The organism is Psychrobacillus sp. 05T411, assembly GCF_056396485.1.
Genome location: NZ_JBFTLO010000003.1, coordinates 87,068 through 99,467, shown reverse-complemented (window position 1 = coordinate 99,467; position 12,400 = coordinate 87,068). Strand labels below are relative to the sequence as shown.

Below are 12,400 nucleotides of genomic sequence, written 5' to 3'. Positions count from 1 at the left end.
AAATTCACCTTTTCATTGTTGAACATTATGCACGTGGGTGAGCATTCATATACGTCTTTCGTAAATGCTCTTTCGTTACATGGGTGTACACTTGCGTTGAGGATAGATGTTCGTGACCTAATAACTCTTGAACACTTCTCAAATCTGCTCCATTGTTTAACAAATGTGTAGCAAATGTATGGCGCAGCATATGAGGATAAATGGTTGTATGCATAGAAGCTTTCTCCATCATTCCATTTAAAATATATCGTACTCCCCATGTCGTTAAATGCCCTCCCCTATTATTCACGAATAAAAAAGGATGGGAAGTATGCTTCATCAGTTTCGGTCTACTATTTAACACATAGTCTTCTACTGCAGAAAGCGCAAAATCACCTACCGGCACATATCGCTCTTTTCTACCTTTTCCCATTACACGGACGACCCCGTAGCTACTATCTATATGACGTAATTCGATCGATATAAGTTCACTTACTCGTATTCCGGTTGCGTATAACAACTCAAGGATCGCCATATTACGGATGGATAACGGATCGGTTCCCTTATTCGCTTCGAATAATTTCTCCATCTCCTCCTCATAAAAGAAATGTGGCAATTTAGTTTCTTTCTTCGGGTGGTATAGCGATTGGAATGCATCATCTCGAATATTGTATTCTCTATGCAAAAATTTATAGAAAGACCTTATTGATGATATTTTTCGAGAAATAGACGTTCTTGCATGTTGTTCATCATACAAATTTGTCACATACAATCTTGCATGCACATACTCTACATCATTAAGTTTACTTACTCCTTCTATCTCTAGAAATCGGATAAATTGGATTATATCTTTTTCGTATTCACGAATAGTTAAATTTGAGTAATTTTTTTCTAATTGAATATATTCTATAAAAGCATGTAATTTATCAGATTCAATCATCCAAACAACTCCGTTACATTTCCATAGTAAAAGCCTCTAAAAGTATACAACTTTTAAGAGGCTGAAAGCAATTATATTGCTGTACTTTTCATAAAATTTTGAATTGTTGTAAGCGCTCTATTCGCTAATTGTTCCGTTCTTGCTTTTTTGTCTCTTACTTTTGGTTGTAATTCTGGAAATAAACCAAAGTTTATATTCATAGGTTGGAAGTTTTTCGGGTCTGCTTCCGTAATATATCTCGCCATACTTCCAAGCGCTGTTTCACTTGGGAATACGACTAACTCTTCCCCTTTTGCGAGTTTCGCCGCATTAATACCTGCGAGTAACCCACTACCAGCTGACTCAACATATCCTTCCACACCTGTCATTTGACCGGCAAAGAATATATTTTGATTTGCTTTTAATTGATATGTCGGTTGTAATACATATGGCGAATTGATGAACGTATTACGATGCATCACACCATATCGTACGATTTCCACATTTTCAAGACCTGGGATTAACTTGAGCACTTCTTTTTGTGGTCCCCATTTTAGATGTGTTTGGAATCCAACGATATTATAAAGTGTTCCAGCCGCATCATCTTGTCTAAGTTGGACAACCGCATATGGACGTTTACCTGTTTTCGGATCTTCCAAACCTACTGGCTTCATCGGTCCGAATAACAATGTTTTGCGACCACGCTCTGCCATTACTTCTACTGGCATACAGCCTTCAAAATAAATCTCTTTTTCAAATTCTTTTAAAGGCACGACTTCTGCTGCCACTAATGCATCATAAAAGCGATTGAACTCTTCCTCTGTCATTGGACAGTTTAAATAAGCTGCTTCCCCTTTATCATAACGTGATTTCAAATATACTTTGTCCATATCAATACTGTCTTTTTCCACGATTGGAGCTGCGGCATCATAGAAGTATAAGTATTCTTGACCGGTCACTTCTTTTACTTTTTCAGCAAGTGCTGGAGAAGTTAAAGGCCCTGTTGCAATCACTGTAATGCCTTCAGGGATTTCTGTTACTTCCTCATTTACCACTTCGATCAGTGGATGATTTCGAATTGCCTCTGTTACTCTACCGGCAAAATCATGTCGATCTACTGCAAGTGCACCACCAGCTGGTACGCTGCTATTATCAGCTGAATCAATAATAAGCGAATCTAACATACGCATTTCTTCTTTAATAACGCCTACAGCATTAGTTAAATTATTCGCTCTAAGGGAATTAGAGCATACTAACTCAGCAAATTTATCCGTATGATGGGCCGGTGTTTGCTTGACTGGGCGCATTTCATAAAGACGTACTTTCACGCCTCTTTTTGCAATTTGCCAAGCTGCCTCACTTCCAGCAAGTCCTCCACCAATAACGTTTACAATTTCAGTCATGTCGTATCCTTCTTTCTCTTAACTCTGTGGATCTTCTTTGTAGTCGCAAGAAACACATTGTATTTGTATACCTTTTTTCAATTTCTTCTCTACTAGCATAGCATTACATTTAGGACATGGTCGATTGATTGGCTTGTCCCATGAAACAAATTCACATGTTGGATATTGGTCGCAGCCGTAAAACAATCGTTTCGTTTTACTTTTTCGTTCAACGATTTGACCTTTTTCACAGGATGGACATGGCACGCCAATTTCTTTAATAATTGCCTTTGTATTTCTACAATCCGGGAAATTACTACAAGCCATAAATTTACCGTAGCGTCCTAATTTATATACCATTGGAGAACCACAATTTTCGCAGTCTTCTCCAGTAGGTTCATCTTTTATGACGATTTTTTCCATTTCAGCATCTGCATGCTCTACGTGTTTGGCAAAGTCTTGGTAGAAACCGTCGATTACTTCTACCCATTTCACTTGCCCTTCTTCTATACTATCTAAATCTTGTTCCATTTGAACCGTGAATTCTATATCCAAAACGTTAGGGAAAAATTCCAATACGAGTTGATGGACAATCGTTCCAAGTTCGGTAGGCACGAAACGTTTTGTTTCTAATGCAACGTACCCTCTTTTTTGAATTGTATCGAGCGTCGGTGCGTAAGTCGATGGTCTACCTATACCTAATTCTTCTAATGTTTTTACGAGTCTAGCTTCCGAGTATCTTGGAGGCGGTTGTGTAAAATGTTGCTTCGGTTCGATGGAAAGTGCACTCACTTTATCCCCCACTGCTAAAACAGGTAAAAGTTTGTCTTTATCATCTGTTTGATCATCCGAACCTTCTACATACACTTTCATAAAACCAGGGAATTTAATTTGAGACCCATTTGCACGAAATATAGCTTCCCCATTTTTCAAGTCTACTGCGACTGTATCTAAAATCGCGGGTGCCATTTGACTAGCTACAAATCGTTCCCATATTAATTTATACAATCTAAATAAATCACGGGACAAAATTGCCTTTAACTCATTTGGCGTTCTCAAAACACTTGTAGGACGAACAGCTTCATGCGCATCTTGTGTTTTTTTCGATTGTTTTTCTACTTTTTTCGTTGCAATGAATTCTGAACCATATTCCTGTGTAATGAATTCTAGTGCGTCTGCTTTTGCAGTGTCCGAAATACGAGTAGAGTCTGTTCGCATATATGTGATTAGACCAACAGTACCCTCTTTTTTACCAAGGTCAATACCTTCGTATAACTGTTGCGCAAGCATCATCGTTTTTCTAGCTCTGAAATTGAGCTTACGTGCTGCTTCTTGTTGAAGAGATGAAGTAGTAAAAGACGGTGCTGGATTTCTTCTTCTTTCTTTTTTCACTACGTTAGTTACTTCAAAGTTTTCGCCTTTCATCACGTTTAATACTGCTTTAACATCATTTTCACTTGATAATTTTACTTTTTCTTTTTCATTTCCAAAATAGAGTGCATCAAATGCTTTTTTATCTTTTTCGAATTGCCCTTCGATTGTCCAGTACTCTTCTGGGATAAAGTTATTAATTTCGTTTTCACGGTCAATGATCAGACGAAGTGCAACAGATTGAACACGGCCTGCCGAAAGACCTTTTTTCACTTTCTTCCATAGTATAGGACTAATATTGTAACCGACAAGACGATCCAAAATTCTTCTTGCTTGTTGCGCATCTACTAAATCCATATTAATCGGTCTAGGATGCTTAAAAGATTCTAAAATAGCGTCTTTTGTAATTTCGTTAAATACAACGCGACAATCAGATTCTATATCAACATTTAATGAGTTAGCTAAATGCCATGCAATAGCCTCCCCTTCTCTGTCGGGGTCAGCTGCGAGATAAACTTTTTTCGCTTTTTTTGCTGCTTTTTTTAAGTCTTGCAATACGGGACCTTTTCCTCGTATCGTAATATATTTTGGCTCATAGTTATGTTCCACATCGACACCCATTTGACTTCTAGGTAAATCGCGAACATGGCCGACCGATGCTTTTACTTTATATTTTTTTCCAAGGTATCGCTCAATCGTTTTTGCTTTTGCTGGCGATTCCACTATAACTAAATAATCCGACATAAATGTGCCTCCTTATAGAAGGTAACTCGCTTTAATCTACAAAACAAATACCTGTTGCAAAATGTATAACAGTTTCTTAAGAAAAGCAAGACTTTTCATTTTTAAATTATTTTATTCCTTTATTATTTTAGTAATTCTTCCAGTATTTGATGACCATCCCAAACAGGCTTGGCGCCTTCTAGTATAAGGAGATGTGGACCTGCGGAAAGAGGAGAAAAGATAGATCCGGGAATCGCAAATATTTCTTTTCCGTTTTCAAGCGCATGTTCCATTGTTGAAACTGTACCACTTTTTGCTTTAGCTTCTGTAATAACGACACCTTGTGATAATCCACTAATGATTCGGTTACGCATAGGAAAATTCCACTTTTTTGGTGTTATATACGGGGGATATTCCGTAACTAACAACTGTGTTTTCGCCATTTTATATGCTAAATCTACATTTTGTTTTGGATACATATGAAAAAAACCTGTGCCTAATACAGCGATTGTTTTTCCTCCATATTTCATCGTTATTTCATGTGCTAATGTATCTGCACCTTTTGCTAGCCCGCTCACGATGACAAAGTTTTCTTGTATTAATGGAGGCAAAATTTGTTCAATACTACTTTTCGAGTATTTCGATGCTTCTCTGGAGCCAATTATAGCAATCTTTTTATCGTTTTGCAGTAAATTTACATCACCTTTTGCATATAATACTGCTGGTGGATCATACAAGTTTAATAGTTTTGATGGGTAATAGGGATTAGTGTAAAGGATAGGGGATATAGTATGTTTTTCATACATTTGTAGAAGTGGGATTTCTACATATTCACGGTACATTTGCTGTAAATTGATCGCTCTTTCCTGCGAAATTTTACATAAATTAGCGAGCTTTCGGGGTTGCATCTTGTCTATTTGAGCTAATTGGGGATCATACTCAAGTAGAGGTTTGAGTTTGTTTAATGGTACCGGGAAAACATAATGTAAAGCTAAAAATCGTTGGATAAAGTATTCATCTGTCATTTCTTCCCTCCTATAAAAATAGTACGGCAACATCGTTTGATGCACCGCACTACTAATATTAATGTGTTTTACAAGCGTCGTAAAGACCTGCTTCTTTAATAGCTTCGATTAAAGTTTCACCAATAACAGATGGAGTTGCAGCAACTTTCATTCCTGCGTCTTTCATCGCTTGGATTTTCCCTTCAGCTGTACCTTGACCGCCAGAAATGATTGCTCCAGCATGTCCCATACGTTTACCTTCAGGAGCAGTTTGACCACCAATAAATCCTACTACTGGTTTTTTCATGTTCGCTTTAATCCATGCTGCTGCTTCTTCTTCTGCAGTACCACCGATTTCACCGATCATCACAACTGCATACGTTTCTTCATCTTCATTGAATGCCGTTAAAGCATCGATAAAGTTAGTACCGTTTACAGGGTCTCCACCAATACCTACAGCTGTCGTTTGACCGATACCAGCTTGTGTTAACTGATGAACTGCTTCATACGTTAAAGTACCAGAACGTGATACTACGCCTACATGACCTTTTGTATGAATATATCCTGGCATAATACCAATCTTACATTCATCTGCTGTAATAACACCTGGGCAGTTTGGTCCTACTAAACGAGTTTTCTTTCCTTCCATGTAACGTTTAACGTTTACCATGTCCAGTACTGGAATATGTTCTGTAATACAGATTGTCATATCTAACTCAGCATCTACTGCTTCCATAATCGCATCAGCAGCAAATGGAGCTGGTACATAGATTACGGAAACGTTCGCACCAGTCGCTTTTACAGCGTCTTCTACTGTATTGAAAACTGGAACGCCTTCTACTTCTGTACCACCTTTACCAGGTGTTACCCCAGCAACGATTTTCGTACCGTATTCAATCATTTGTTTTGTATGGAAAAGAGCAGTTGAGCCCGTAATTCCTTGAACGATAACTTTCGTATCTTTATTAATATATACGCCCACTTTTATGTCCCTGCCTTTCTTATCCTACAAGATTAACGATTTTTTGAGCACCGTCTGCCATTGAGTCAGCAGCGATAATATTTAAGCCGGATTCATTTAATAATTTTTTACCTAAATCGACATTTGTTCCTTCTAAACGAACTACTAATGGTACAGAAAGTCCTACTTCTTTCGCAGCGATAATAACACCTTCTGCGATTACGTCACATTTCATAATACCACCGAAGATATTAACGAAAATACCTTTTACGTTTGCATCAGAAAGGATGATTTTGAAAGCTTCTGTAACTTTTTCAGCTGTAGCACCGCCCCCAACGTCCAGGAAGTTTGCGGGTGAACCGCCGTAATAGCTAATCGTATCCATTGTAGCCATTGCAAGTCCTGCTCCGTTAACCATACAACCAATATTTCCATCTAATGAAATATAGCTTAAGTCATATTTAGAAGCTTCGATTTCTTTTGCATCTTCTTCATCAAAATCACGCATTTCTAAAATATCGCTATGGCGATATAAAGCGTTTGCGTCGAAGTTAAATTTTGCATCAAGTGCTAAAACGTTGTCATCCGCAGTTACTACTAACGGGTTGATCTCAACGATAGAAGCATCTTTTTCTTTATATACTTGGTATAAGCCAAGCATAAACTTAGCTGCTTTATTAACAAGTTTTGCTGGAATATTCATATTAAAAGCCATGCGGCGAGCTTGGAAGCCCGTTAAGCCTACAACAGGATCAATCTCTTCATAGAAAAGCTTTTCTGGTGTATTTGCAGCTACTTCCTCGATATCCATACCGCCCTCTTCAGAGCCCATTAATGTTACACGAGAAGTTGCACGGTCTAGTACTAAACCTACATAATACTCCTTCTTAATATCGCTACCTTCTTCGATTAGTAAACGCTTAATTTCTTTACCTTCAGGACCTGTTTGGTGTGTTACTAACACTTTTCCTAAAAGTTCCTTCGCGTATTCACGTACCTCATCTAAATTTTTTGCGATTTTTACCMCACCAGCTTTACCACGACCACCTGCGTGGATTTGAGCTTTCACAACAATAACGCTTGAGCCTAACTCTTTTGCAGCTTTTACAGCCTCTTCAGGTGAAAAAGCAACAATTCCGTTTGAAACTGCTACGCCATATTGTCTGAGGAGTTGTTTCCCTTGATATTCATGGATATTCATCTTGCATCCTCCAATCAAACTTGTGTCAAGTAATATACTACCTTATTCATTGTATTAAAACTGTCACAACTTGTCCACAAAAGTCTAGCATTTAAATAATTTAGCGAATATTCGGATTTCGAGATAGAAGAATTAGAATGGTAGATTGGTTTTACTTTTTTCCTGATCCACTTTATAAATAAATGCAAACACTTCTGCCACCGCTTGATACAGCTCTTCCGGGATGGATTGGTTAATATCAAGCTGACCTAAAAGTCCTACTAAACTTGCATCTTGTTGGATTGGTACATCATGTTCTTTTGCTTTCGCTAATATATTTTCAGCGATTTTTCCTTTTCCTTTCGCTACTAATGTCGGCGCATCTACAAGGCCAGGTTTATAGGTTAAAGCAATCGCTTCTTTTCGGACTTGTTTCTCTTCTGTCATATGCGTATATCTACTCCTTGCGTTTCCTTCGAAGTTGCTCTTAGTTGTATTTTCGAGGCAAGTTGTTGTTCTTCAAAAGTTTTCATAAATACACCCGATAAAGTATAGCCAACTGATAATAATCCATCTTTTAAAGCGTTTTTAAATGTATCGGCAAGCTGTTGCAAATGCGGAGCATTATTATATACGGTAATCGTTACGATTCTATTTTGCACTTGCATATCCACAACTGTTTCATCTAGTGTTTCTAATTTTAAATAGAACATAATTCTCGCAAAATCAGAATCTATTTTACCGTCTTCTTTCATCCGACCATTCCACTCTAGTGTTGCATCCATTTTCTTCCCAAGAAATTCTAACGGTACTTGCATAAGCAATTGATGTTGCGGGCCATTTTCTCCCGACAAAATTTGCAAGCCATTCATTCGATTTAGTAACGTTTCTGCTCCCTCTCTAACGGATGTGGATATTGTTTGGTTTTGTAATAATTCTACTAACTGTGGTTTTAACTGTAAGGCTACTTGCCTTAAATCCCGACTATCGCTCCCAAGTTTTGCTTCATAATTAAACCCAAGTGATTTCAATACTTCTTTCATCGCATGTTCAAAAGCTTTTCCATCCAATTGGTTTAATGCAGCCTGCTCCGACTCCGTGATAAACTGAGAGTTAAAAAGACTATTGGGACTATTTTTAATCATCGTATTTACATGTTGTAACGTTTGGTTAATGGTTTCCACCGTCTGCCCTTTTCCAAGTAGCGTGACTAAATGCTCTTTAGCAGTTAAACCATTTGTATCTTCTCGGAAAATAGCCTGCCCGCTTTGTTCCGCAAATACTTTAACAAGCGCGTTTTGGATTGGTTGAGCTTGGCTATTTTCTTTCATCACAGATAGCACCTGCTCTTTTTGCCCAGTAGTTAATAAAGGCTGCGTATTTACCCAGTTACGTAGTTGTTCTATAATTGCTCCTTTTTCAGTCGGAGCGGCTTCTACTAATTGTGCCATCCACCCGCCCGCTGAACTTGGTAAAGTAGGTTGACTAGACAGAGGTGTCGGGTTCGATAAAGAAGCAGCTAGCGGTAAAATTCCCGTTTCCTTTAACGCTTGTAAAATAGGTAATCTCGTCGAAATACTTGCTTGTTGGTTTTGAAGCATCTCTATTTGCTTTCCAACAATCGCACCTGCTACCGGTAAACGAAAAGGCTCTGCAATTTTTTGTAGGCTTTGCAGTACATCATTTTTTAAAGCTTGTGAAATAGTCGAATCTTGTTGTAAAGCCGACTTGAAGCTTTCGAGGGACGACTGCATGCCAACCGTAGATTTTCCGCTTAGTACTGTTTCAAAAAGACTCGGTTTAAGCGGTAACTTTAAGTCTGTCATTTTTTGTATAGCTTCCAGTGCTGCTTTCATCGAGACTCCGGGTGGTAGTTGTTTTAGTAATTGCTCAGCTTGCATTAATAAATCTTTCGAAATGGGCATTTGTTCTTTTAATAAAAACTGGGTTACTGCAAGCATTTCACTCGATTTCGTTAAATTCATTGCTTGTAATAATTGGGTTGCTTGTTGTGCAATCGTATTGCCTCCAGTTAATGGCCCAGTTACTACTTTTAGTTGCACTTCAGGAGATGCTTTTGACACTTGAAAAAAATGGGCGTCACCTGCTTTTAAAGGTGTTTCCAATTTTGCAATGATTTTTTGATTGCCAATTTGCACTTCCGCCGTTTGATTGGGATATAGTTTTTTGATTGTACCGTGGACAACTTGTCCCTCTTTCATCGGCATTTGTTTACTTGTTGTTATCGTCTGGGATGACTGTGCCCCAATAGATGAAAAAGATGTAGAAGTCATATGCTCACCTCATTCTTTTAAAATAGATTTAATCGGTTCAAATGTTTTTCGATGATGTTCAGTTGGCCCATATTTTTTGATCATTTCTACATGTTCTTTCGTTCCATATCCTGCATGTTTATGGAATAAATAAACCGGAAATGCTTCATGTAATTGATCCATATACTCATCTCGAGCTGTTTTAGCAAGTATAGATGCCGCAGCAATCGCCAAACTTTGGGCATCGCCTTTGATGATGGAGTGCGTTTTTATATTAATCGGTAGCTTCATCGCATCTACTAGCACTACAGAAGGTTGTTTATGTAAATTGACGACAGATTCTGTCATAGATTGCTTTGTTGCTTCGTAAATATTTAGCTCGTCAATTTTTTCAACTGATTGGAAATGAATAAAATAGCTGATTGCATTGTTTTTTATTTTCAACGCTAGTTCTTTTCGTTTCGCTTTGGAAAGTTGCTTGGAATCGTTTAGACCAATTAGTTCTGCTGCAGCTGTATTTAATATGACAGCTGCCGTCACTACTGGTCCCGCTAATGGTCCGCGCCCTGCTTCATCAACACCAGCTACTAGATCATGTTCGTTTGTACAAAAGCTACGATCAAATAATATCTTTTCTTCATGCGCTTGTTTTTCTAGTGTTAATTTTTGTTGCTTTCTATTCCAGCTATTTAGGAGTTTTTGAGCACCTACTCGAGTATCATTTTCTAGCTCTTTAAACCAGGTTTCTGCACCAGTTGCATGGTCTAATCTCTCTTTTATTTCTTTCAAACTTAACATATTCCCATCTACTTTCTCTTGCTTATTATTATGTATCGGTCATTTTATCGTTTAATTAAAATTTCTTATTAGTTGAATCTATATTTCAGATTGTAGGGATAATGCGTCGTAAAGAGTGGAATGAAGTGTCCGCTGTGATTTTCGCTGCAGTCGGACGCTTTCCTCCGGGTGAGCGATGAGCCATTCCCGCCGCTTGCGCGTATGTTGGAATGGCTCATTAGCCCACTCATCCGGCAGGAGTCGCCGCCCGCAGCGGAAATAAATGGGAATTACTTACTAATTTGGTATATGCAGATATTAGAAGTTTCAATTGATCATATCCATTAGGCAATATTGTTTAAATCGAAATAGAAAATGCTGTCTCATGACAAGGGAAGGATTGCTAGGAAATAGTTCGCCTTATTGCATCATTTATTGGAATTTCGCCGTATATTCATCGTCGTTTCACTCCGAGTATACTTGCTATATTAAGAATTGGTTGCCTTCATCCGCCATTTAGTTGCTCTCGTGCTGATTTGGTTGCTTTCCGATTAGCATTGATTGCTCTCCACTTAGTACTGGTTGCCTTCCATCATCAATTGATTGTCCTTAGCCATTTACTGGATGATATTACTTGATTGTGTATTTACTAAAAAAATATTTTCACTGCATTTCTATTATCCATTTTTAAAGCAATACACTAATCTGCTAGCAAATCTTGTGGATTTTCGCTGCAGGGCGGCGACTCCAACGGGATTAAGTGAGCATGATGAGACTTCACAACGTACGCGTAGCGGCGGTGAAGGCTCATCGCTCAACCCGTGGAAAGCGTCCGACCTGAAGCGGAAATCCTAGTGGCAACTTTATTGAATATCTACGACGCAGTATCCCTAAACCATCTCCATCCATAAATTTTATGATGTCCAAAACCACGAGAAAACCCTCTTTACCATATGGCAAAAAGGGTATATTTTCACATTAATATTCTTCTACAAAGTCAAAAGTTAATTTACCAAGATGCAAATTACGAACGTCTCGAACGATTAGCTCAGCGACTTGATCGTAATCAATTTCGCCGCCGCCCGCAAAACATCTCCGAAGCTTTCCAATATGGTCAAACGTTTCTACTAAGTCTTCACTAACCTCTGTTAGCTGATAACGTTCTTCCATACGCTTTGGATAATGTTCTTGTAGAAAACGAAGACCATAAACAGCCAAGTCTTCCATATTGATCACTGCATCTTTAATCGCACCTGTGAGCGCCAACTTATAGCCAACTTGTTGATCTTCAAACTTCGGCCAAAGAATACCCGGTGTATCGAGTAATTCTATTTCCTTTTCCACTTTGATCCACTGTTGTCTTTTGGTCACGCCTGGTGTGTTACCTGTTCTTGCAATGTTTTTCTTTGCAAATCGGTTAATGAGTGTAGACTTACCTACGTTCGGTATTCCAACAATCATTGCACGAATTGCACGAGGTTTAATGCCCCGTTCTTTCATTCGATCCCATTTCGGCTTTAAAAGCTCTTTAGCGGCTTTGAAAACAGTTTGTAACCCTTTTCCTTCTAAAGAGTTTATCGCAACAGCAGGATGCCCTTTTGACTCAAAATAAGCTATCCATTTTTTCGTTTGTGCTTCATCTGCCATATCCATTTTGTTTAAGATAAGTAATCTTGTTTTTTGATGAACAACTTCATCAATCATCGGATTTCTTGAAGATAGCGGCAAACGTGCATCTATTAATTCAAAAATAATATCTACAAGCTTTAAGTTTTCCGTTACTTCTCTTCTTGCTTTGGCCATATGACCAGGAAACCATTGAATCGTCATT

Annotated in this window: 10 protein-coding genes; all 10 read right to left on the bottom strand. The window is 38.3% G+C overall.

The genetic code is table 11. The annotated features are described in order from the left end of the window. Positions 1–25: 25 nt before the first annotated feature. The 10 genes from xerC to ylqF all read right to left on the bottom strand — a co-directional run bounded on the left by xerC (position 26) and on the right by ylqF (position 12,399). Positions 26–919, bottom strand: coding sequence for a tyrosine recombinase XerC (gene xerC, locus AC1DFT_RS03210; protein ID WP_477917542.1), 894 nt, complete (start codon positions 917–919; stop codon positions 26–28). 71 nt (positions 920–990) lie between these two features. Then, complete coding sequence (trmFO, locus tag AC1DFT_RS03205; RefSeq protein ID WP_477917540.1) at positions 991–2,301, bottom strand: FADH(2)-oxidizing methylenetetrahydrofolate--tRNA-(uracil(54)-C(5))-methyltransferase TrmFO; 1,311 nt, start codon at positions 2,299–2,301, stop codon at positions 991–993. A gap of 18 nt (positions 2,302–2,319) precedes the next feature. Next, complete coding sequence (gene topA, locus AC1DFT_RS03200; protein ID WP_477917538.1) at positions 2,320–4,395, bottom strand: type I DNA topoisomerase; 2,076 nt, start codon at positions 4,393–4,395, stop codon at positions 2,320–2,322. Positions 4,396–4,517: 122 nt separating this feature from the next. Beyond that, positions 4,518–5,399: a DNA-processing protein DprA gene (gene dprA, locus AC1DFT_RS03195; protein WP_477917537.1), complete on the bottom strand. Its 882-nt coding sequence runs from the start codon at positions 5,397–5,399 to the stop codon at positions 4,518–4,520. A 58-nt stretch (positions 5,400–5,457) separates the two neighbouring features. Then, positions 5,458–6,360 (bottom strand): succinate--CoA ligase subunit alpha, encoded by a 903-nt coding sequence (sucD, locus tag AC1DFT_RS03190; RefSeq protein WP_477917535.1) that lies wholly within the window; start codon positions 6,358–6,360, stop codon positions 5,458–5,460. Positions 6,361–6,379: 19 nt separating this feature from the next. Then, positions 6,380–7,540: an ADP-forming succinate--CoA ligase subunit beta gene (sucC, locus tag AC1DFT_RS03185; protein ID WP_477917533.1), complete on the bottom strand. Its 1,161-nt coding sequence runs from the start codon at positions 7,538–7,540 to the stop codon at positions 6,380–6,382. A 132-nt stretch (positions 7,541–7,672) separates the two neighbouring features. Continuing rightward, positions 7,673–7,966, bottom strand: coding sequence for an EscU/YscU/HrcU family type III secretion system export apparatus switch protein (locus AC1DFT_RS03180; RefSeq protein WP_477917531.1), 294 nt, complete (start codon positions 7,964–7,966; stop codon positions 7,673–7,675). Continuing rightward, complete coding sequence (locus AC1DFT_RS03175; protein ID WP_477917529.1) at positions 7,963–9,813, bottom strand: hypothetical protein; 1,851 nt, start codon at positions 9,811–9,813, stop codon at positions 7,963–7,965. The genes AC1DFT_RS03180 and AC1DFT_RS03175 overlap by 4 nt, the downstream gene beginning before the upstream one ends. Positions 9,814–9,822: 9 nt before the next feature. Then, positions 9,823–10,590 carry a ribonuclease HII gene (locus AC1DFT_RS03170; RefSeq protein WP_477917527.1) on the bottom strand — a complete coding sequence of 256 codons (768 nt, stop codon included), beginning with the start codon at positions 10,588–10,590 and terminating at the stop codon, positions 9,823–9,825. A 957-nt stretch (positions 10,591–11,547) separates the two neighbouring features. Further along, on the bottom strand, positions 11,548–12,399 hold the full coding sequence (ylqF, locus tag AC1DFT_RS03165) for a ribosome biogenesis GTPase YlqF (protein WP_477917526.1): 852 nt from the start codon (positions 12,397–12,399) through the stop codon (positions 11,548–11,550). Position 12,400: the final 1 nt, after the last annotated feature.